17 protein-coding genes are annotated in these 21370 nt (G+C 63.1%); 11 read left to right on the top strand and 6 right to left on the bottom strand.

What is annotated here, in order from left to right; genetic code table 11:
- Positions 1-17 precede the first annotated feature (17 nt).
- From ASD00_RS32150 to ASD00_RS32140, 3 genes are all read left to right on the top strand, one after another.
- Positions 18-1232, top strand: coding sequence for a pyrophosphate--fructose-6-phosphate 1-phosphotransferase (locus ASD00_RS32150; protein ID WP_025427741.1), 1215 nt, complete (start codon positions 18-20; stop codon positions 1230-1232).
- 94 nt (positions 1233-1326) lie between these two features.
- Positions 1327-1962 (top strand): LysE family translocator, encoded by a 636-nt coding sequence (locus tag ASD00_RS32145; RefSeq protein ID WP_025427742.1) that lies wholly within the window; start codon positions 1327-1329, stop codon positions 1960-1962.
- Positions 1963-2078: 116 nt separating this feature from the next.
- A complete protein-coding gene (locus ASD00_RS32140; RefSeq protein WP_057211119.1) occupies positions 2079-3071 on the top strand; it encodes a lytic transglycosylase domain-containing protein in 993 nt (330 codons plus the stop codon).
- Positions 3072-3109: 38 nt separating this feature from the next.
- On the opposite strand, the gene ASD00_RS32135 is transcribed toward ASD00_RS32140, so the two are convergent.
- Together ASD00_RS32135 and ASD00_RS32130 are read right to left on the bottom strand one after the other, a co-directional pair.
- Positions 3110-4465 carry a serine hydrolase gene (locus ASD00_RS32135; RefSeq protein ID WP_057211116.1) on the bottom strand — a complete coding sequence of 452 codons (1356 nt, stop codon included), beginning with the start codon at positions 4463-4465 and terminating at the stop codon, positions 3110-3112.
- A 64-nt stretch (positions 4466-4529) separates the two neighbouring features.
- Positions 4530-6092: an EAL domain-containing protein gene (locus ASD00_RS32130; protein ID WP_057211114.1), complete on the bottom strand. Its 1563-nt coding sequence runs from the start codon at positions 6090-6092 to the stop codon at positions 4530-4532.
- A 177-nt stretch (positions 6093-6269) separates the two neighbouring features.
- On the opposite strand from ASD00_RS32130, the gene ASD00_RS32125 reads away from it, so the two are divergent.
- The 5 genes from ASD00_RS32125 (at position 6270) to ASD00_RS32105 (ending at position 11859) form a co-directional block, all read left to right on the top strand.
- On the top strand, positions 6270-7520 hold the full coding sequence (locus ASD00_RS32125) for a DUF3419 family protein (RefSeq protein WP_025427745.1): 1251 nt from the start codon (positions 6270-6272) through the stop codon (positions 7518-7520).
- Entirely contained in the window at positions 7517-8251 is a 735-nt protein-coding gene (locus ASD00_RS32120) for a class I SAM-dependent methyltransferase (RefSeq protein WP_025427746.1), read from the top strand. The genes ASD00_RS32125 and ASD00_RS32120 overlap by 4 nt, the downstream gene beginning before the upstream one ends.
- Positions 8252-8371: 120 nt before the next feature.
- Positions 8372-9157, top strand: coding sequence for a glycoside hydrolase family 25 protein (locus ASD00_RS32115; RefSeq protein ID WP_025427747.1), 786 nt, complete (start codon positions 8372-8374; stop codon positions 9155-9157).
- Positions 9158-9310: 153 nt separating this feature from the next.
- Complete coding sequence (locus ASD00_RS32110; protein WP_025427748.1) at positions 9311-10504, top strand: lytic murein transglycosylase; 1194 nt, start codon at positions 9311-9313, stop codon at positions 10502-10504.
- Between the two features lie 416 nt (positions 10505-10920).
- Positions 10921-11859: a DMT family transporter gene (locus ASD00_RS32105; protein ID WP_025427749.1), complete on the top strand. Its 939-nt coding sequence runs from the start codon at positions 10921-10923 to the stop codon at positions 11857-11859.
- Positions 11860-12371: 512 nt separating this feature from the next.
- On the opposite strand, the gene metF is transcribed toward ASD00_RS32105, so the two are convergent.
- The 4 genes from metF to ASD00_RS32085 form a co-directional block, all read right to left on the bottom strand.
- Positions 12372-13313 carry a methylenetetrahydrofolate reductase [NAD(P)H] gene (gene metF / locus ASD00_RS32100; protein WP_025427750.1) on the bottom strand — a complete coding sequence of 314 codons (942 nt, stop codon included), beginning with the start codon at positions 13311-13313 and terminating at the stop codon, positions 12372-12374.
- A gap of 2 nt (positions 13314-13315) precedes the next feature.
- Entirely contained in the window at positions 13316-14335 is a 1020-nt protein-coding gene (locus ASD00_RS32095) for a metalloregulator ArsR/SmtB family transcription factor (protein ID WP_057211113.1), read from the bottom strand.
- Positions 14336-14995: 660 nt separating this feature from the next.
- Positions 14996-16645, bottom strand: a complete 1650-nt coding sequence (gene ettA, locus ASD00_RS32090) for an energy-dependent translational throttle protein EttA (protein WP_025427752.1) — start codon at positions 16643-16645, stop codon at positions 14996-14998.
- Between the two features lie 118 nt (positions 16646-16763).
- Complete coding sequence (locus ASD00_RS32085; protein WP_081788876.1) at positions 16764-17510, bottom strand: ribonuclease; 747 nt, start codon at positions 17508-17510, stop codon at positions 16764-16766.
- A 217-nt stretch (positions 17511-17727) separates the two neighbouring features.
- On the opposite strand from ASD00_RS32085, the gene ASD00_RS32080 reads away from it, so the two are divergent.
- Genes ASD00_RS32080 through ASD00_RS32070 form a run of 3 tightly spaced genes read left to right on the top strand, consistent with a single transcriptional unit; the run spans position 17728 to position 21369 of the window.
- Complete coding sequence (locus ASD00_RS32080) at positions 17728-18711, top strand: alpha/beta hydrolase (protein WP_025427754.1); 984 nt, start codon at positions 17728-17730, stop codon at positions 18709-18711.
- Positions 18712-18723: 12 nt separating this feature from the next.
- Positions 18724-19677 (top strand): DMT family transporter, encoded by a 954-nt coding sequence (locus ASD00_RS32075; protein WP_025427755.1) that lies wholly within the window; start codon positions 18724-18726, stop codon positions 19675-19677.
- A 45-nt stretch (positions 19678-19722) separates the two neighbouring features.
- Entirely contained in the window at positions 19723-21369 is a 1647-nt protein-coding gene (locus ASD00_RS32070; protein WP_025427756.1) for a thiamine pyrophosphate-binding protein, read from the top strand.
- Position 21370 lies beyond the last annotated feature (1 nt).

Genomic DNA, 21370 nt, shown 5'->3' with positions numbered 1-21370 from the left:
AATCCCGAGGAGGAAACATGGCCAAGAAGAAAGTCGCAATGCTGACGGCCGGCGGGCTGGCGCCTTGCCTGTCATCCGCCGTTGGTGGCCTGATCGAACGCTACACCGACATCGCGCCCGACTACGAGCTGGTGGCCTACCGCTCCGGCTACCAGGGCGTGCTGCTTGGCGACCGCATCGAGATCACCAGGGACATGCGCGAAAATGCGCATATCCTGCACCGCCACGGCGGCTCACCGATCGGCAACAGCCGCGTCAAGCTCACCAACGCTGCCGACTGCGTCAAGCGCGGCCTGGTCAAGGAGGGTGAAAACCCGCTGCGCGTCGCTGCCGAGCGCCTCGCCTCCGACGGCATCGGCATCCTGCACACGATCGGTGGCGACGACACCAACACCACCGCCGCCGACCTTGCCGCCTATCTCGGCGCCAATGGCTACGACCTGACGGTCGTCGGCCTGCCGAAGACGGTCGACAACGACGTGGTGCCGATCCGCCAGTCACTCGGCGCCTGGACGGCCGCCGAACATGGCGCCCGCTTCTTCGATCATGTCAGCAACGAACAGAGCGCTGCCCCGCGCACGCTCGTCGTCCATGAAGTCATGGGCCGTCACTGCGGCTGGCTGACGGCGGCAACCGCCCGCTCCTATGTCCAGATGACTGAGGACAAGCAGTTCGTCGACGGCTTCATGATGAACAAGCAGCTGAAGAACATCGACGGCCTCTACCTGCCCGAGATCAAGTTCGACCTCGAGGCCGAGGCCGAGCGGCTGCGCGCCGTCATGAACCACTCGGGCTTCGTCACGCTGTTCGTCAGCGAAGGCGCCTGCCTCGACGCGATCGTCGCTGAGCGGGAAGCTGCCGGCGAAACCGTCAAGCGCGACGCCTTCGGCCACGTGAAGATCGACACCATCAATGTCGGCAACTGGTTCTCCAAGCAGTTCGCGGCCCTTCTCGGCGCCGAGCGGTCGATGGTGCAGAAGTCGGGCTACTACGCCCGCTCCGCGCCGGCAAACGTCGACGATCTCCGCCTGATCCAGAGCATGGTCGACCTGGCGGTCGAAAGCGCGCTTAACAAGGTCTCCGGCGTCACCGGCCACGACGAGGATCAGGGCGGCAAGCTGCGCACCATCGAGTTCCCGCGCATCAAGGGCGGCAAGCACTTCGACACCTCGACGAAGTGGTTCGGCAACGTCATGGATGTCATTGGCCAGAAGTGGCAGGCGGAAGACTGATCAGAGATCTCTGATTAACAGTTGACGGCTCCGCGCCTTGGTGGCTCCCTCCCGAGATCAGTCTCGGAAAGCCCTCAAGCGCGGAGCCTTTTTCATGTCGTTCGAACACTGGTTTGCCTTTGCCGCTGCCTCTGCAGTGCTGCTCGCCATTCCCAGCCCGACCATATTGCTCGTCATTTCCTATGCGCTCGGCCATGGCCGCAAGACGGCGGGCGCGACGGTTGCCGGCGTGGCGCTCGGTGATTTCACCGCCATGACCGCATCGATGCTCGGGCTCGGCGCACTGCTCGCCACCTCCGCTGCGGTCTTCACCGTGTTGAAATGGGTGGGGGCCGCCTATCTCGTCTGGCTCGGCATCCAGCTCTGGCGGGCACCGGTTGCCGGAAGCGAAGGTACCGGTGAGCATGCGCCCGCCAAGGAACGGCCGCTGCGCATCTTTTTCCATGCCTATGCCGTCACCGCACTCAACCCGAAGAGCATCGTCTTCTTCGTCGCCTTCCTGCCGCAGTTCCTCGATCTGTCGCAGCCGCTCTTTACCCAGATGGCGATTTTCGAGGTAACGTTCCTGACGCTCGCCATCCTCAACGCAAGCCTCTATGCAGCGCTTGCGACCGCCGCCAAAAGCACGATTTCGAAGCCGAATATCAGGCGGATCGTCAACCGCACGGGCGGCTCGCTGCTCATCGGCGCCGGGCTTCTGACGGCAACCATGAAGCGGGCGTCGGCCTGAAATTCGCTCGTGCGCTTGCTGCGCGACGCCCCATGGGTTAATGGAGATTCACGCATGGCGGCTAATCGCCGTTGATTTGCCGGGGCTGCGGGGCCCAGAAGCACGAAAGTGACAGCATGCCGAAATTCCGTATTTCCCTTTCAAAACAGACGTTTGGCGTGGCAGCTATTCTGTCGGCGACACTCGTCTCCGGGTGCTCGACTGTCGAGCATACCTCGGTGGAAGAGCTTACGGCCGTGCAGACGGTCACCCCGCTTGCAAAACCCGGCACCGAAATGACGGCCTATGCCCTTCCGACACCGGATGGCGCGGCAACCGCGGCATCCGCTGCCCTGTCGGCACAAACGGCCGGCATGGCAACCACCTTTCCCGTCGGCACTGATCTCGCGCAGGCCGCCGGTCCGGCACCGACGGTCGTCGCCGTTCCCGGCGGCAAGCCGGGCGCAGCGCAGGCCGTCGCCATGGCGACGCCGGTAGCAGCTTCTGCCAATGCCGCTGTCCTGCCGGAAAGCGCATCCGCCCTCGTCTCGCCGAAGACGAGCCGCGTCCAGGATCTTCCCGTTTCGACGCTTGCCGTTGCTGCCGCGATGGAATCGGACTTCGACACCGGCGAGCCCGTCGGCCTCGAAACGCTCGTCGCCAACCGCATGATCGTGCCCACCGAAAAGCCGAAGATGGGCGTGATCGGTTCGAGCGTCGCCGCCGTTGCCAGCGTCATTCCCGATTCGATGAAGCTGACCAAGGCGCCGACCAGCTCGCGCCCGGAACTCGACAAGCTCATCAAGCATTACGCCGACCTCAACGGCATTCCCGTCGAGCTCGTGCACCGCGTCGTCAAGCGCGAGAGCAACTACAACCCGCGCGCCTACAGCAAGGGCAATTACGGTCTGATGCAGATCCGCTACAACACCGCCAAGGGGCTCGGCTACGAAGGCCCGGCCGAAGGCCTGTTCGATGCGGAAACCAACCTGATGTATGCGACCAAGTACCTGCACGGCGCCTGGATGGTTGCCGACAACAAGCACGACGGCGCGGTCAAGCTCTATGCCAGCGGCTATTACTACCACGCCAAGCGCAAGGGCCTGCTCGAAGAACTCGGCATGAAATAACGACGCCGGATCGTTTTGGTGAACGTTTCAGGAGGCGCTCAATCGAGCGCCTCTATTATTTTGGCGTTGAGCTGCTGCACGTCGTAACCACCGCGTGACGGCGTCAGCCCCAGGCGCACGACCGCAAGGCGAAGCGAAGGCACCAGCAAGATCGCCTGCCCGTCATGCCCGAGCATCCAGAAGGCATCGGCAGGAAAGACGCCTGTGCCGGCGCGAACCCCATTCTCCTGCAGCCACACCTGGCCCGCGCCATATTCGCCGCCGGATGCCTTGGTCGGCGTCCGCATGAAAGCGACATAATCCCTAGGCAACAGCCCCCTACCCTTCCAGTTGCCGTCCTGAAGCAGGAATTGCGCAAAACGCGCCCAGTCGCGCGCCGTTGCATACATGTAGGACGATCCGACAAAGGTGCCGCTGGCATCGGTCTCGAGCACCGCACTCGTCATCCCGAGCGGCAGGAACAGGGCATCGCGCGGATAGGCAAGCGCTGCGGCGGGGTCGTCGAAGCTTTGCATCCAGAGCCGCGACAACAGCGTGCTCGTGCCGCTGGAATAGCTGAAGGTCGAGCCCGGCTTCGATGTCGCCGGCTTGGCTGCGGCGAAGCCCGCCATGTCCCTTTCGAGATAGAGCATGCGCGTTACATCGCTGACATTGCCGTAGCCCTCGTTGAACTCGAGGCCGCTCTCCATTCCCATGAGGTCGGCAAGCCTGATCTTGGCGCGCGCGTCGCCGCTCCATTCCGGCAGCAGGCCGGCGCGCGTCACGTCCATGTGCCCTTCGGCGACGCGCATGCCGATCAGCGCTGATGTCACCGATTTGGTCATCGACCAGCCGAGAAGCGGCGTCGAGCGATTAAAGCCCGCGCCGTAGGTCTCGGCAATCAGATGTCCGTCGCGCACCACCGAGATCGCGCGCATGCCAGGACCGGCAAGGTTGCCATCCTCGATCAATGCCTGAACGGCCGGATCGATATCCGCCTTGTCGCCGTCCGGCCAGGAGACATCGGCCGATCGGGCGATGTCAGGCGTCGACGGCTCCACCGCTGGAGCCAGGGCAGCGAGATCGTCGTCGGAAACGTTGGCGCAGCCGAGCCCTGGGCGATAGACCGCATGGGCCGGGGCGGCAAAGCCGAAGATGCGGGCAGACACCAGCCGCTTCTCCCGGTCGACCGAGACGCTGATGAATTTCAACAACGGATGGCCCGGCGCCTGGACGTCGTCGGCAAGCACCGCCTGCCCGTCACGCCCGGCGATGAAGACATTCGAGCAGACGATCTTGGCGGCGTAGCCATCGCCGACCTTCAGCAGCCCCGGCGGCGCCACGGCCAGCCACCCACCGACGCAGGCAATGGCCACGACAACAGCAGCCCCGACAGTTTTCAATACGCGTGCCATCGCATTCTCCCGTCTGACGCGAGAGAGAGAAGCAGCATTTGAACGAAAGGAAAAGCCCTTGCCTTTATGCGAGCCGACGGGCGTCTTCGCCGTCCCTATCGCGCAACAGGGCTGAGAGGTCGCGCGCGGGCAATGCCGGGGATATCCATGGCCCCCAGGCTTCTACAGCGCCTGCGGTGCGGGCGCAGTCCATTTCGCTTTCCCTGGCGATGCCGCGCACCGCCATCGGCAGCCGCAGCACCTGCCCTGTCTTGACGAGGCAGGCGAGCAGCGCGACGCTGCGCTCGCTGCCATGCGACCTGCGGATCGCCGGCAAATCCACAGTCAGTTGGTCCGGCTTAAGCTCCCCGACAAGGTTGAGCGGCAGCGAGGCAGCAGCGCCACCGCTCAGCGCGATGCGCACGCCGAGCGCACGCAGACCGTGCAGATTTTCACTGATCAGCCCCATATCGCCGGTCGAGGACGCTTCTGCCACCTCGATCGTCAGCCGGCCGGGCGCCAGTCCCGCCTCGTCCAGGCACGCCTTGATATGGCCGAGGAAATCGCGATCCCGCAGTTGCAGCGCGAGGGGTGCCACCGTCAGGCCGACGGGCGATGGCCAGCTCGCCGCCTGCCTGCAGGCCTGCCGAAGGGCCCAGTTGCCGACCGAGAGTGCCAGTGCTCCCTGTTCGAGCGGCTCAACAAAAGCCTCCATGTCGATGACGCCGCGGACCGGGTGCAGCCAGCGCAGCAATGCTTCGAAGCCGCGGATGGCGCCGCTCGCTGCACCGGCGATCGGCATGTATTCCAGAAAGAATTCCCGCTGGGCGACCGCGCGGGCAAGGTCGCGCTCGGCCTCGGCGCGCATTTCCGCGGCTCGCGCAAGGTGCGGCGCGTAGATGACATGGCTGTTACCGCGCATTTCCTTGGCTTCGTAGAGCGCCAGGTCCGCCCGCTTCAACACGGAGCCGGTCGACAGGTCGCCTGGTTCCAGGAACGTAACGCCGATGCTGCAGCCGGATGCCACTTGGCCGTCCGAAAGATCGAACGGCGCGTCGAACAGCGCCTTCACCCGGCCGGCAAGCGCCGCGACCTCGGCATCCGACGGAGAACCCGGACCAAGCAGCACGAATTCGTCGCCACCGAGCCGATAGACCGTCGCCTCGCCGGAAAACGCCCGCCGCAGCCGAGTGCCGATGCCGCTCAGCAACCGGTCACCGGCATCATGGCCCATCGTGTCGTTGACCGCCTTGAACCGGTCGAGGTCGATGAGCAGCAGCGGCCTGCGCTCGAATGCCGTGCCATCGGAGCGAAGCGCGCGAAGCACATCGGCCTCCAGCGCCGAGCGGTTTTCAAGCCCGGTCAACCGGTCGCGGTGAACCTCGTTGCGCAGCCGCCGCTCGGCGCGGCGCGCGGCGCGCAACTCGCGCTCCAGCCGTCGTGAATAGGACCAGCGGTAGAAAGAGGCACCGGCGACGAAGGGCATGACGCCCGCCGCAAGTGCTCCGGAAAAATTCCAATGTGTAAAGGATCCATCCGTGAACAACGTTTCCGTGGTCAGCCAGATCGCTGGAAACAGTGCCCCCAGTGCCGTGCCGGCAGCTGCAAATCGCTGCTCGGGCTTCGGCAGAAACGTTCTTAACATCATGTCGACGCCCCCCGAATATAGGGAGGAGCTAGCACGCCAGGGTTTAATGAATTCTTATGGGTGAAAAATCGTAGTCGGCATTTTTTGTGCGGCGCAGCAGCTGTGAAAAAACCCGTCATCAAAGTGTAGCCGAGTCACTTTAGAAGCGGCTAAGTTTCAACTGGATGAGCGGCAGAGATGACCGAACTTGCCCCTGACGTCGGCTTTGGCAGAAAAAATCCCAAGCTAAAAAACGCCCTCCTGCAACACAAGACCCTTTCGCTTGCCGGCCTGTCCGAGCGCCTGTTTGGCCTGCTCTTCTCCGGCCTCGTCTATCCGCAGATCTGGGAAGACCCAATCGTCGACATGGAAGCAATGCAGCTTCGCCCTGGACACCGCATCGTCACCATCGGTTCCGGCGGCTGCAACATGCTGACCTACCTGTCCGCCGGCCCTGGTCGCATCGACGTGGTCGATCTCAATCCGCACCACATCGCGCTCAACCGGCTGAAGCTTGCAGCCTTCCGCCATCTGCCTGCTCACAAGGACGTTATCCGGTTCCTGGCAACGCAGGGCACGCCATCGAACGTGCAGGCCTTCGACCTGTTCATCGCCCCGAAGGTCGATCAGGCCACCCGCAGCTACTGGAACGGCCGCAGCGTCACCGGGCGCCGGCGCATCGGCGTCTTCGGCCGCAACATCTATCGCACCGGCCTGCTTGGCCGCTTCATCGCCGCAAGCCACATCCTGGCGCGACTGCATGGCGTCAATCCGGAAGAGTTCGTCCAGGCCAGCTCCATGCGCGAGCAGCGCCAGTTCTTCGACACGCGACTGGCGCCGCTGTTCGAGCGCCCGTTCATTCGCTGGATCACCAGCCAGAAGAGCTCGCTGTTCGGCCTCGGCATCCCGCCGCAGCAGTTCGACGAGCTGGCGAGCCTGAGCAACGACAAGTCGCTTGCCTCCGTGCTTCGCCACCGCCTGGAAAAGCTGACCTGTCATTTCCCGCTCAAGGAAAACTACTTCGCCTGGCAGGCCTTCGCACGCCGCTATCCCCTGCCGCACGAAGGCGAGCTTCCGGCCTACCTGCATGCCGGCAACTACGAGACGGTCCGCGATCGTGCCGAATGCGTCGAGGTCCACCACGCCAATTTCACCGAGCTTCTGGCGAAGAAGCCGGCAGGATCGGTCGACCGCTACGTGCTGCTCGACGCCCAGGACTGGATGAACGACCAGCAGTTGAACGATCTCTGGACCGAGATCACCCGCACCGCAGACGCAGCCGCGACAGTGATCTTCCGCACGGCCGCTGAAGAGAGCATCCTTCCCGGCCGCCTCTCCACGGCTTTGATGGAGCAGTGGCACTATGATGCCGAGACATCGCTGAAGCTCGGCAACGCCGATCGCTCGGCCATCTATGGCGGCTTCCACATCTACCGGAAGAAAGCATGAGCGGGGTGGAGCACGCCGAGATCAGCCACCAGCGGCGCATGGACCAAATGTATCGCTATCAAAGGCACGTCTACGATCTGACGCGGAAGTATTATCTCTTCGGCCGCGACACGCTGATCCGCGAGCTGAACGCGGGCGCGGGCGCCTCCGTGCTCGAAGTCGGGTGCGGCACGGGGCGCAACCTCGCGCTCATCGGAACGTGCTTTCCCAAGGCCCGGCTCTTCGGCCTCGACATCTCCGCGGAGATGCTGGCCTCGGCGGAAACCAAGCTCAGCCGCCGCGGCAGTTCGGCGGCCACGCTGCGCATCGCCGACGCCACCAGCTTCCAGCCCCAGCTTTTCGGCGAAACCGGTTTCGACCGGATTGTCATCTCCTACTCCCTGTCAATGATACCGGACTGGCAGGGCGCGATCGAAGCGGCGATCGACGCGCTGAACCCCGGCGGCTCGCTGCATATTGCCGATTTCGGCCAGCAGGAGCGGCTGCCGGCAAGCTTCCGCCGCCTGCTGCGCGGCTGGCTGACGCGCTTCCATGTGACCCCGCGCGAAACACTGTTCGAGGTGCTGGGAGAGCGGGCAAGACGCGACGGCGCACAGCTCGAGCGCCGGGCCATCGGCCGGGGTTATGCCTGGCTTGCGGTCTACCACCGCCCGGCCGTAACAGCGGCGTCAGTGACAAATCCGGCCGCTGCACGGCTTGGCGACCGAAGTGCTGCCGCAATTCCCGCTTGAGCTAACTCAATTTTTACGATGATATGGTGAAAATGAGGTTCACGCCTCACTGGGGGACATCACCATCATGAAAGCCATCGTGTGAGGCAGGATCGTCGTTCGTTTCGAAACAGGACCTCCATGCGCCGGCTTCTTCTGGCACTGCTGCCCATTGCCACTCTCCTTTCCGCCTGTTCGTCGACCGACTACGATCTGTTGCAGACCGCATCGATCCCGCCGCGCTTCAGCGATACCGACCCGCAGGATTTCGGTGGCCGCACGCCGCACCACCACAACATCCACGGCATCGACATCTCCAAATGGAACGGCGATATCGACTGGATGAAGGTGAAGAATTCCGGCGTCTCGTTCGCCTTCATCAAGGCGACGGAAGGCAAGGACAGGGTGGATACGCGCTTCAACGAATATTGGCAGCGCGCTCGCGCCGCCGGCATTCCCTATGCGCCCTATCACTTCTACTATTTCTGCTCGACCGCGGATGCCCAGGCCAACTGGTTCATCGCCAATGTGCCGAAGAGCGCCGTCTACCTGCCACCGGTCCTCGACGTCGAGTGGAACGGCGAATCCAAGACCTGCCGCCACCGCCCATCGCCGGACGAGGTCCGCGTCGAGATGAAGCGCTTCATGGACCGGCTGGAGGCCCATTACGGCAAGCGGCCGATCATCTATACCTCTGTGGATTTCCACCGCGACAATCTCGTCGACCAGTTCAAGGAGCACCACTTCTGGGTTCGCTCCGTCGCCAAGCATCCGGGCGAAGTCTATGTCGAGCGCCGCTGGGCATTCTGGCAATATACCAGCACCGGCGTGATACCGGGCATTGACGGCACCACCGATATCAACGTCTTTGCCGGCTCGGCCAAGAACTGGAAGAATTGGGTCGCCGCCGTTTCCAAGCCGGGATGACGACAGCCACGGTTCTGTGCAGAAGCGCGGCAAACCGACCCATTTTCTTCTTTCCGTCATAATGCTCTGAGAGAGCAGCAGCAGATTGCATCTTTGGTACATTGACCGCCAGCGGCGGCGCTTCGCGCCCTGCGGCGACAGAAAGGAATTATGATGATCCTCAAAGCCCGGCATGCTCTTGCATCCGTCGCGCTCCTCGCGCTGACAGCCTCCCCCGTTCTCGCGCAAGCGCCGGCATGCGGCGGCGATCTTGGCGCCTTCCTGCAAGGCGTCAAGGCGGAGGCGGTCGCCAAGGGCGTTCCGGCCGACGTCGTCGACCGTGCGCTCGCCGGTGCCGCCATCGACCAGAAAGTGCTGAGCCGCGACCGCGCCCAGGGCGTGTTCAAGCAGACCTTCACCGAATTCTCCAAACGCACCGTCAGCAAGTCGCGGCTCGATATCGGCGCGCAGAAGATGAAGGAATATGCCGACGTCTTCGCCCGTGCCGAAAAGGAATACGGCGTGCCGGCCCCCGTCATCACCGCCTTCTGGGCGATGGAGACGGACTTCGGCGCCGTTCAGGGCGACTTTAACACCCGCAATGCGCTGGTGACCCTTGCCCATGACTGCCGCCGGCCGGAAATGTTCCGCCCGCAGCTCATCGCCGCCATCGAGATGGTTCAGCACGGCGACCTCGACCCGGCAACGACGACAGGCGCCTGGGCCGGCGAAATCGGCCAGGTGCAGATGCTGCCCGAAGATATCATCGCCTATGGCGTCGATGGCGATCGCGACGGCCACGTCAATCTCAAGAAGAGCTCGCCGGACGCAATCCTGACCGCCGCAAAGTTCATCCAGAGCCTTGGCTTCAAGGCCGGCCAGCCGGCGATCCAGGAAGTCAGCGTTCCCGAGCAGTTGCCTTGGGAAAAGACCGGCCTGCAGCCGGGCATGAAGGCGAGCGACTGGTTCGCGCTCGGCGTCAAGCCGCGCAACGGTGACACCGCCTTCGGCAATCTCGAAGCCTCTCTGGTGCTGCCGCAGGGCCGCAAGGGCGTCGCCTTCCTCACCTACCCCAACTTCAACGTCTATCTCGAGTGGAACCAGTCGTTCATCTACACGACTTCGGCTGCCTATTTCGCGACCCGCCTTGGCGGCGCCCCGACCTATGAGGGCGGCAATCCGGAACCGGGCCTCGACGACACCGGCATGAAGGCGCTGCAGGCCAAGCTGCAGACCCTTGGCCACGACGTCGGCAAGGTCGACGGCATCCTCGGCTCGGGCACCCGCGCAGCATTGCAGAAGGAACAGCTGCGTCTCGGCCGTCCCGCCGACGGCTGGGCAACCCTGGAACTGCTGAACTCGCTGTAAACGCGATCTTCCGGCCGGATTTTGGCCGGGCGACCATTCGTCTGTCCGCTTCGATCGAAACCGGCCGAAGTGGACAGACGTTCTCCCTTATCGAACGATCCTACAGCGCCGCGCGTCTTATTGGACGCGCAAAGGTCGCTGTCGCACTTTGAATTGCTGCATGTCTTTGTCCTTAAATCGAATAGGATTTAAGGACAAAGACATGCAGTAGACATCGATGCTTGGCGCTTTCGCGCACCGCGGATGGCAAGAAGTGGGTGGTGCACTTCAACGCGCCGCGCTAGATCTGTGTGACGCCTTTTCATGCAGCCTTTCAGACGCCGGAGGCATGCAGCGGAGAAAGCGCCCAATTCGATTGCGCATCCCGACTGGTCGATTTGACCGACAGCGGCCGCGCAGAAAGCGCGAGCAGACCCATGAACGCACTAGGACAGACCGGCAGCCAGCAGATGACGATGCGGACCTGGGCGCTTCTCGCCCTGCTTGGGCTCATCTGGGGCGGATCGTTCTTCTTTGCCCGTGTCGCCGTCGCGCACGTGCCGCCGTTCACCCTGGTGTTCCTGAGGCTCGGCCTCGCCGCCCTGGCGCTGCATCTCTACATCCGCAGGCGTTTCGGCATCTATCAGGCGCTCGCCAGCCGCTGGCGCGAATTCCTGCTGATGGGCCTGATCAACAACGCCATCCCACATGCCTTCATCTTTCTCGGGCAAACCCAGATCGGCGCCGGCTTGGCGGCGATCCTGAATGCAACCACGCCGGTCTGGACCGTGATCATCGCCAACATGGCGACCGACGACGAGAAACTCAGCTCCGCCAAGATCGGCGGCTGTTTGCTCGGCCTCGCCGGCACCATCGTGCTCATCGGGCCAAGCGCCATCGCCGGGCTTTTCGGCAACGCCAGCAGCGTGCCGCTCTGGGCGCTGATGCTGCCGGTGCTTGCCGCCGTCAGCTATGGCCTGGCGGCAACCTATGGCAAGCGCTTTCGCGGCCTTGCCCCGCCGGTCACCGCTGCCGGCCAGTTGACCGCCTCGACGCTGATGATGCTGCCGGTCGCAGCCCTCGTCGATACGCCCTGGGCCCTGCCGATGCCGCCGCTTGACGCGACGCTTGCCATCCTGGCGCTGGCGCTCGTCTCCACCGCCTATGGCTACATCCTGTTCTTCCGCATCATGGGCGAAGCCGGCGCCACCAACGCCTCGCTGGTCACGCTTCTCGTCCCGCCAAGCGCAATCCTGCTCGGCTATCTCTTTCTGGGTGAGACGCTGCAGCCAGCGGATGTGGGCGGTATGGCGCTGATTGCCGCCGGCCTTGCCGTTTTGGACGGCAGGATCTTGCGGATGAAGCGCGCCGCATAAGAGGAATCGAACAAGCCGGATACGGCAGAAAGCGTGCCCTTTAGAAGCACTCACGCACGGTTACAAGCGTTTACATTAACCTTCCGGCAGTGATTGTGAAAAAAATGTGGCGGCATAAAATGCGATTTAATTTCAAAACATTAGCCCTGTTGACAAGGCAATTGGGATCACGCGTTTTCGCACTGCAGCACAAGTTTCCCTTTCAAGCGCCGTTAATTCGCCCTATGTTTTAACCGTCAGCGCAAGGAGGGTCTTCGATGGGACTTACACATTCGTTGAATGTCCTCATGATTAGTGCAGCGTTCGTATTCGTGGCCACAATGCTCTTCATCTGAAGTCAGGCCGCTGAGAGTCCAAACCGAAATAGGGACTTTAATTTTCCGGAAATCCAATTTGCGGCAGAAATTTTTGGGCTAGATCGACAAGAGCAATCTGCCCCGACGCTGCAGGAAAAAAGAAAGCGCATGAAGGACACCTTCATGCGCTTTCGCTTTTTCGGATTGTTTTGCGTTCTACGCCGCCGCACCGGCAAACGCCTTCAGCGAGATATCCTCGCCCCGCGACGCCTCGTCCGCACGCTCGAACCCGACGAGATCGCAGACGGCCGTGATCAGCGGCGAACGGTTCATCGTATAGAGGTGGAAGTCCCTGACGCCGCGGCGGGCAAGATCGACGATCTGCTCGGCAGCAATATGCGTCGCCTCCTTGAAGCGCTCGGCCGGCTGGCCTTCCAGATGCGAAAGGCGGGTGACGATCACCTCCGGCACGCTGGCGCCGCAAAGACCGGCGAACTTCTGCACCTGACCGAGATTGTTGATCGGCAGGATGCCGGGCACGATCGGGATCTCGATGCCGGTCCGGCGGACGCGCTCGAGGTAGCGCTCGAAATCGTCGTTGTCGAAGAAGAACTGGGTAAGCGCCCGCGTCGCGCCCGCATCCACCTTGCGCTTCAGCATGTCGATGTCAGCCGCCACATCAGGGCTTTCCGGGTGCTTTTCCGGATAGGACGACACAGAGATTTCGACGTCACCACGATCGCGAAGCGCCCGCACGAGGTCGGAGCTGCTCTCGTAACCACCGGGAAAGGGCTGATAGGTGCTGCCGATGCCGCCCTGCGGATCGCCGCGCAATGCGACGAAGTGCCGAACGCCGAAAGCGAGAAATTCGTCGATAACAGTGTCCACCTCGGCCTTCGGCGCGCCGACGCAGGTCAGGTGCGCGGCCGTGTTGGCAAAGCCCTTCTCCTCGATCATCCGTCTGACTGTTGTCAGAGACCGCGCCTTGGTCGAACCGCCGGCCCCATAGGTGACAGTGACGAAGGCGGGACAAAAGACCGAGAGATCTTCCGCAGTCTGAAAGAGCTGTGCTTCCATCTCGTCGGTCTTGGGGGGGAAATATTCGAAGGAAAGCCGCAGATTGCCGCGCTCGGCGGGATAAAGCGTCTGTGCCGTCATTCTCAAATTCCCCCTGCTTGCATGCGCTGATGTGGCGCTTCGCTCTCCTCGACGGCCCGCTGATCGCGCGCAAGCCAGATCGTCACCGTCAGTTTTCCTCCGTCCGTGCCTTCCGGCGACAGATCGGTCGTCTTTTCCAGGGCGAGCCCGGCCTTTGCCAGCCAGTCGGTCATCGCCTGATGCGAGAAGCCAAGCCGCGCATGGGCATGCTCGTCGCGTAAGTGCTCCAGCCCGTGCGGCGCAAAATCGATGATCACCAACCGCCCGCCCGGCGTCAGCATGCGTGCCGCCTCAGCGATCGCCGCTTCCGGCTGATCGAGGAAATGCAGCACCTGGTGGATGGTGACGAGATCGAAGAACTGGCCATCAAGCGGCAAGTTGAAGATATCGCCGTGGCGGATCGACGCCTTGGTGATGCCGGCGCGGTCGAGATTGGAGCGGGCAACGGCCAGCATGTCGCGACTGGCATCGATGCCGATGCCGCGCCGATAGAGCCCTTCGAACAGTTGCAGGATGCGCCCTGTGCCGGTGCCAAGATCCAGCAGGCTCTCGACCGGCTCGTCGCCAACCATGTCGCGCAGTGCCGTCTCCACATCCCGCTCGCTGACATGCAGGCGCCGAAGCTCGTCCCAGCCGGCCGCGTTGCGGCTGAAATAGGCCTGCGCCTTTTCGGCCCGCGCTTTCTTCAAGGTGACGAGCCGGGATGCATCGCGCGACAGAACTGCGTCGTCGCCGGTGGCGGATGCAAGCATCGCCCTGACCAGCGACACGCGGGCGCCCTCCTGGCGAAGGCGGAAATAGGCCCAGGCGCCTTCCTGATAGCGGTCGACGAGTTCGACCTCGGCCAGGAGCTTCAGGTGCCTCGAAATGCGGGGCTGCGATTGTCCGAGAATTTCGGTAAGATCAGTGACGGTGAGATCCCCAGCGGCAAGCAGCGCGAGAAGGCGCATGCGGGTCGGCTCACCCGCAGCCTTCAGCACATCCACCAGCGCGTCGAGACCAAGCTCTCTCTGATCCGCCATATCATTCCCCATCAACACATAAAGATATGTTTATGTGATTTGCGGATGTAGCGCAAGCGGATTTGCGCGAAGAGACCAAACTATGCCGCTCCAGGAACAGGATTTTCCACCGTTTCGACACGCAAACGGGCGAAGCTTGCGCTCCGCCCGTTGACGATGCCTTTGCGGCGTGGCGTGCCACTGACCCTGCCCTGCGCTCTCCGCCTCGCGGCCCGCTCCCGCCCTTGACCGCGGATGCCCACAGTCTCAACGCAGCGCAATGTGGACGACGCATCCAAAGAAGCGGTTTCAACGAGAGGGCCAGCGGCAAGGGTCACGCACCGCAGCGTCCATGACGCATTCTATGGAATGGTTGGCGGGAGAGCGTATCGCCCGAACCAGCCATCGGTTCGGGATACGACATATGCAAGCAGGCGGCTGAGACTGGCGCGAAACGAGACGGGGCAGGATGCCGCAACGTCAAAGCTGTGGCATGCCTTCTCCCTTAAATCGTTTCCGAGCCAGGGCTGAAAGCACGTCACCCAAAGGTGCGCTGCGGTTTTGCGATAACGAAATGTGCAAAACCAGAGCTTACGGCGCAGCAAGCGAATCCTGGAAATCGCTACGCTTTGAGCGGGGCGCACGTCGCGCAAGCCGAGGCTCACGCGACGTGCCAGAGTGTTAGCGCGTCAGGCGCTTGTAGGTGACGCGCTTCGGGTTGACCGAATCCGGGCCGAGGCGACGGATCTTGTCCTTCTCGTAGTCTTCGAAGTTGCCTTCGAACCATTCGACCTGGCTGTCTCCTTCGAAGGAGAGGATGTGGGTCGCCAGACGGTCGAGGAACATGCGATCGTGGCTGATGATAACGGCGCAACCGGCGAAGTTTTCCAGCGCGATTTCAAGTGCCGCCAGCGTCTCGGTGTCGAGGTCGTTGGTCGGTTCGTCGAGCAGCAGCACGTTGCCGCCGTTCTTCAGCATCTTGGCGAGGTGAACGCGGTTGCGCTGACCACCCGAAAGATTGCCGACCTTCTGCTGCTGGTCGCCGCCCTTGAAGTTGAAGGTCGAGCAATAGGCGCGCGAGTTCATCTCGTATTTGCCGAGCTTGATGACTTCGGCACCACCGGAGATTTCTTCCCAGACGGTCTTGTTGCCGTCGAGCGCGTCGCGGCTCTGGTCGACATAGCCGAGGTGCACGGTTTCGCCGATACGGATCGAGCCGCTGTCGGGCTGTTCCTGGCCGGTGATCATGCGGAAGAGCGTCGTCTTACCGGCACCGTTCGGGCCGATGATGCCGACGATGCCGCCCGGCGGCAGCTTCAGCGACAGGCCGTCGATGAGTAGGCGGTCGCCGTACCCCTTGGTGACGCCGTCCATTTCAATGACCACCTGGCCGAGACGCTCGCCGACCGGGATGATGATCTGCGCGTCGCCCGGACGCTGGTTTTCAGCGGCGTTGACCAGTTCGTCGTAGGAGCGGATACGCGCCTTGGACTTGGCCTGACGGGCCTTCGGGCTGGATGCGATCCATTCCTGCTCGCGGGCGATCGCCTTCTGGCGGGAAGCCTCTTCGCGGCCTTCCTGCTGCATGCGCTTGGCCTTGGCGATGAGGTAGGCCGAATAGTTGCCCTCGTAGGGAATGCTGCGGCCGCGGTCGAGTTCGAGGATCCAGCCGGTGACGTTGTCGAGGAAGTAGCGGTCGTGGGTGATCATCAGCACGGCGCCGGGATATTCGCGCAGGTGCTTTTCGAGCCAGGCGATCGTCTCGGCGTCGAGGTGGTTGGTCGGTTCGTCGAGCAGCAGCAGGTCCGGCTGCGACAGAAGCAGCTTGCAGAGCGCAATACGGCGCTTTTCACCGCCCGAAAGACTTGTGACGTCTGCATCACCCGGCGGGCAGCGCAGCGCTTCCATGGCCATTTCGACCTGGCTCTCGAGATCCCACAGGTTCTGGCTGTCGATGATGTCCTGAAGCTTTGCGCCCTCTTCCGCCGTCTCGTCGGAATAGTTCATCATCAGCTCGTTGTAGCGCTCGACGATCGCCGTCTTGGCGGCAACGCCTTCCATGGCGTTTTCGAGCACGGTCTTGGTCGGGTCGAGCTGCGGCTCCTGCGGCAGGTAGCCGATGGTCGCACCTTCGGCGATCCAGGCCTCGCCGGTATATTCCTTGTCGAGGCCGGCCATGATGCGCAGCACCGTCGACTTACCGGCACCATTCGGGCCGAGGATACCGATCTTCGCGTCCGGATAGAACGACAGATGAACGTTCTCCAGGACCTTCTTCGCGCCATAGGCCTTATTGAGCCCGGCCATATGATAGATGAACTGACGTGCCATAAAAGAATGCTCCGCATGGGAAGGAAATTTGCCCGCTATGTAGGCGAATTAGTGCAAAGGGGCAATCGCCAAAGGCGTTTGCCCCCGCCTATCCCATGCCGGAGCGCCTTGTCAGCCGCTATCCGCGGCCTGCCGCGTCAGCAATGCCCTTGGCACATTTGAACTCCGTCGGCCCCGCCGCCTGGATCAGCGGCGCGAGGCTGGATTTGCCCGAAACGTCTCCCGTCAAGCCGATCGTCAGGCCGGTGATGACGCTGCGTCCCGCGACCGTCTGGCAGCGCATGCGCACCCGGTCGCCGGCCCCTGCGCCGAAGCTCTGGTCGAAAGCCTGCTTGATCGCCTTCTCATCGAGTTCCGAGCCGATACGCGCCCGAAAGAGCGCGCCGACGGCGGACCGGTTGAGCTCGTCGAGCATATGCAGTTGCGTGGCGAAATAGTCGTCGACCGGTGCCGTCTGGCAGGTGCCGCTGCGCAACCATTGGTGACGATCGAGGCCGGATTGAACGCCCGGCATGGCGACCAGCAGCCGCGCCGCCGTATCATCGGCCATGGCGAGCTTCGGCAGATCGAGCCAGTCGCCCTTGCGGTCCTGGGTGCGCATCTCGGCCGCCACCCCGCAATAGCTCTTGCGCAAGGGCCAGAGCCCGTGCAGCGACAGGTTCGTGGCATCGAAACGTTCGGCCGTCTGGTTGGCGAATTCCTTGCGTTGCGGCCGCGTCTCGCAGAAGCCCGGCTGCCAGCTGACGGCAAGCACATATTCCGTGCGGCCCGAGGCGCCTTCCGCCGCGGCATCAACCTTCTCTTGCGCCAAGGCAAACGAGGATGGAGCAAGCAGCATTGCCAGCGCCATCGCAACAATTGTCATTGGACTTGATACCGCTTTACTCCAACATGCCATGACACTCTCCCGATAAAACAAAACGGGAACAAATATCGCTCAAAACGGGAAAATTGGAACTGTTAATTACAGGTCCGCGAAATCGCTTGTGACCTCATGCGTAACGATCAACAAGCAGCGATTGCCTTTCCCCTGTAAATCGATTTGATATCGGCAGAGTCTGACGATTGGTCCGGGAGAAGGCATGTTCGGGCAGGTGAGGACGCATCAGAGCCCGACAGGCGCTATCTTGAACTGGCGCCATTTTCCGGCAGCTGCCGACGCGCGTGGCATTCTTCTTGTCAGCCATGGCCTTGCCGAACATTCCGGCCGCTATGCCCGTTTTGCCGAGGCGATGGCCGGCCACGGCTTTCACGTCTATGCCCACGACCATCGCGGACATGGCGCGACGCGCGCGCCGGATGCGCCGCTGGCCATGTTCTCGAACAGCTCAGGTCTCGACAAGGTGTTTGCCGACATCAGGGCCATGCGCACGCTCGCCACCGCCGCCCATCCGGGCGGCCTGCCGGTCATCCTCTTCGGTCACTCGATGGGCGGGCTGATCGCGCTCAACGCCGCCGAGACCGATCCAGGTCTCTACGATGCACTCGCCGTCTGGAACTCGAATTTCCGCCCTGGTATCGCCGGGCGCGGCGGCCAGTTGATCCTGAAGATCGAAAAGGCGCTCAAGGGCTCGGATGTGCCGAGCCCGCTGTTGTCGAAGCTCACTTTTGGCGCCTGGGGTCAGGCGATCAAGGATCGCAAGACCGATTCCGACTGGCTGTCGCGCGACGAGGCGGAGGTGGCCAAATATATCGCCGATCCGCTGTGCGGCTTCGACGCGACGGTGTCGCTCTGGCTGGATCTGATGCGGCTCGCCTTTGCCGGCGCACGGGCCGACCGGCTGGCGCGCCTGCCCGCCGGCCTGCCTGTTCATCTCGTCGGCGGCAGCGCCGATCCCTCGACCGAAAACGGCGGTGCCGTCCGCTGGCTCGGCGAGCGCATGAAGGCGCGCGGAATGACGGATGTATCGGTAACGATCCATGAGGGCATGCGCCACGAGACGCTCAACGAAATCGGCCGTGAGAAGGCAACAGCGGAGTTTGCGGCCTGGTGCCAATCGGCCGTCGGCAAATCTTCTGTCGGCCATTCTGTTGCCGCCAAGGCTGTGGCCGGCAAGAGGACCTGACCCGACATCATCATGGCAGACATGTCCCTCCCCAAGACCTCCAACGCCAATGACCGCATCTCCTTCGGCCTGACGCTGATGGTCCTTTCGGTGCTGTTGTCGCCGCTGATCGACATCTTCGCCAAGCTCGCGATCTCGACAGTACCGTCGGCACAGATCACCGCCGTGCGCTTCATCCTGCAGGTCGTCTTCATCCTGCCGATCGTGCTCGTGCGCGGCAGCCTGTTCGACCTCACCTGGCGCAAGACCGGGCTGCACGCGCTGCGCGGCGGCCTGCTTGTCGTCACCATGCTGTCCTTCATCACCACGCTGAAGGTAATGGAGGTGGCCGACGCCATCGCCATCTTCTTCGTCGAGCCGATCATCCTCACCATCCTCGGCAGCATCTTCCTCAAGGAGACGATCGGCTGGCGGCGCTACACCGCCTGTGCCGTCGGTTTCCTCGGCGCGCTCCTTGTCATCCAGCCAAGCATGCAGGAGGTGGGCCTGATCGCGCTGCTGCCGATCGTCGCCGCCTTCGGCCTGGCGGTGTTCCTGCTGGTGACGCGCATGGTGGCGCAGAATGAGGACCCGTGGTCGATGCAGTTCCATGCCGGCATCTGGGGCGGTCTCTTCTGTCTCGTACTGCTCTGGCTCGGCGAAGGCAGCGGATCTGGTATCTTCGACCCGGTCTGGCCCGAGGGCAACACCTGGTTCTATCTGCTCGGCGTCGGCGTCACCGCCACTATCTCCGGCGTGCTTGGGGTCTATGCCTATCGCTCCGCCCCCGCCTCGGTGCTGGCGCCGCTGCAATATCTCGAAATCGTCTCGGCGACGATCTTCGGCTGGCTCGTCTTCGGCGACCTGCCCGACGCGCTGAAATGGCTGGGCATTTCCATCATCATCGGCTCCGGCCTCTACATCATCTGGCGGGAACGCCGGGTCGACAAGACCGCGAGCATCGCTCCGGTTTCGCCGGCGATCTGAAAACAAGTGATCTGAAAACAAAAGAATGACTATCGGGAGGAAAGCATGAAAACTGGAGGTCAGCTCGTCGTCGACGCGCTCGTCGCCAATGGCGTCAAACGCATCGCCTGCGTACCGGGGGAAAGCTATCTGGCGGTGCTGGATGCGCTCTACGACACCGACATCGATGTCGTCGTCTGCCGCCAGGAGGGGGGCGCTGCAATGATGGCCGATGCCTGGGGGCGGCTCAGCGGCGAGCCCGGCATCTGCATGGTAACGCGCGGCCCCGGCGCCACCAATGCGTCGGCCGGCCTGCATGTGGCCCGGCAGGATTCGATCCCGATGATCCTGTTCATCGGCCAGGTCCAGAGCGAGGCTCGCGAGCGCGAAGCCTTCCAGGAGATCGAATATCGCCGCGCCTTCACCGAGGTCGCGAAATGGGTCGGCGAGATCGACGATCCCGCCCGCATTCCCGAATTCGTCACCCGCGCCTTCGCGGTCGCGACCTCAGGCCGGCCGGGCCCGGTCGTGCTGACGCTTCCCGAGGACATGCTTACGCGCAGCGCCGAGGCGCCAGCGGCAAAGCCCTACCAGCCGGTCGAGGGCCATCCGGGTCCGTCCCAGATCAAGCAGCTCGGCGCGCTGCTCGAAGGCGCCAAGCGCCCGATCGCCATCCTCGGCGGCACGCGCTGGACGGCTGACAGCGTCGCCGAATTCCAGCGCTTTGCCGAGCGCTGGAGCCTGCCTGTCGGCTGCTCCTTCCGCCGCCAGATGCTGTTCGACCACCTGCACCCCAACTATGCCGGCGATGTCGGCATCGGCATCAACCCGGCGCTGGCAAAAGAGATCAAGGAAGCTGATCTGGTGCTTCTGGTCGGAGGGCGCTTCTCCGAAATGCCGTCGTCCGGCTATACGCTGATGGATGCGCCCTATCCGCGCCAGACGCTTGTCCATGTCCACCCCGATGCATCCGAACTCGGCCGCGTCTATCGGCCGGAACTGCCGATCGCCGCCAGCCCCCGCGATTTCGTCACAGCACTCGAAGGGCTCGCGCCAGCGGCCGAGCCGGTGTGGTCGGCACGCACCAGGGCGATGCATGAAGGTTACCTCAAGTGGTCGACACCGCCGGAAACCGGCCCCGGCGACGTGCGCATGGGCCCGATCATGAACTGGATCGAGGCGAACACACCGGAAGACACCATCTTCACCAACGGCGCCGGCAACTACGCCACCTGGGTGCATCGCTTCCACCGCTTCCGCAGATACGCAACACAGGCAGCCCCCGCCTCCGGCTCCATGGGTTACGGCCTGCCGGCAGCCGTTGCCGCCAAGCATCTGCACCCGGATCGCGAAGTCATCTGCTTTGCCGGCGACGGCTGTTTCCTGATGCACGGTCAGGAATTCGCAACTGCCGTGCGTTACCGCCTGCCGATCATCACTGTGGTTGTCAACAACGGCATCTACGGCACGATCCGCATGCACCAGGAGCGGGATTATCCCGGCCGCGTCAGCGCCACGGACCTGACCAATCCTGACTTTGCCGCCCTTGCCCGCGCCTATGGCGGCCACGGCGAGACGGTGGAAAAGACTGAGGAGTTTGCCGATGCATTCCTGCGCGCCCGCGCCAGCGGCAAGCCGGCGATCATCGAGATCAAGCTCGATCCGGAAGCCATCACCCCGACGCGCACGCTGAGCGAAATAAGGAAAGGCTGAG

This window comes from Ensifer sp. Root31 (assembly GCF_001424825.1).
Taxonomy (GTDB): Bacteria; Pseudomonadota; Alphaproteobacteria; order Rhizobiales; family Rhizobiaceae; genus Ensifer; species Ensifer canadensis.
This window is presented reverse-complemented; position numbering and strand designations above follow the sequence as displayed.

Bases quoted from the DNA above. Each gene is read 5' to 3' on its own strand.
- ASD00_RS32150 (WP_025427741.1), top strand. From the start codon at position 18: ATGGCCAAGAAGAAAGTCGCAATGCTGACGGCCGGCGGGCTGGCGCCT.
- ASD00_RS32145 (WP_025427742.1), top strand. From the start codon at position 1,327: ATGTCGTTCGAACACTGGTTTGCCTTTGCCGCTGCCTCTGCAGTGCTG.
- ASD00_RS32140 (WP_057211119.1), top strand. From the start codon at position 2,079: ATGCCGAAATTCCGTATTTCCCTTTCAAAACAGACGTTTGGCGTGGCA.
- ASD00_RS32135 (WP_057211116.1), bottom strand. From the start codon at position 4,465: ATGGCACGCGTATTGAAAACTGTCGGGGCTGCTGTTGTCGTGGCCATT.
- ASD00_RS32130 (WP_057211114.1), bottom strand. From the start codon at position 6,092: ATGATGTTAAGAACGTTTCTGCCGAAGCCCGAGCAGCGATTTGCAGCT.
- ASD00_RS32125 (WP_025427745.1), top strand. From the start codon at position 6,270: ATGACCGAACTTGCCCCTGACGTCGGCTTTGGCAGAAAAAATCCCAAG.
- ASD00_RS32120 (WP_025427746.1), top strand. From the start codon at position 7,517: ATGAGCGGGGTGGAGCACGCCGAGATCAGCCACCAGCGGCGCATGGAC.
- ASD00_RS32115 (WP_025427747.1), top strand. From the start codon at position 8,372: ATGCGCCGGCTTCTTCTGGCACTGCTGCCCATTGCCACTCTCCTTTCC.
- ASD00_RS32110 (WP_025427748.1), top strand. From the start codon at position 9,311: ATGATCCTCAAAGCCCGGCATGCTCTTGCATCCGTCGCGCTCCTCGCG.
- ASD00_RS32105 (WP_025427749.1), top strand. From the start codon at position 10,921: ATGAACGCACTAGGACAGACCGGCAGCCAGCAGATGACGATGCGGACC.
- metF (WP_025427750.1), bottom strand. From the start codon at position 13,313: ATGACGGCACAGACGCTTTATCCCGCCGAGCGCGGCAATCTGCGGCTT.
- ASD00_RS32095 (WP_057211113.1), bottom strand. From the start codon at position 14,335: ATGGCGGATCAGAGAGAGCTTGGTCTCGACGCGCTGGTGGATGTGCTG.
- ettA (WP_025427752.1), bottom strand. From the start codon at position 16,645: ATGGCACGTCAGTTCATCTATCATATGGCCGGGCTCAATAAGGCCTAT.
- ASD00_RS32085 (WP_081788876.1), bottom strand. From the start codon at position 17,510: ATGACAATTGTTGCGATGGCGCTGGCAATGCTGCTTGCTCCATCCTCG.
- ASD00_RS32080 (WP_025427754.1), top strand. From the start codon at position 17,728: ATGTTCGGGCAGGTGAGGACGCATCAGAGCCCGACAGGCGCTATCTTG.
- ASD00_RS32075 (WP_025427755.1), top strand. From the start codon at position 18,724: ATGGCAGACATGTCCCTCCCCAAGACCTCCAACGCCAATGACCGCATC.
- ASD00_RS32070 (WP_025427756.1), top strand. From the start codon at position 19,723: ATGAAAACTGGAGGTCAGCTCGTCGTCGACGCGCTCGTCGCCAATGGC.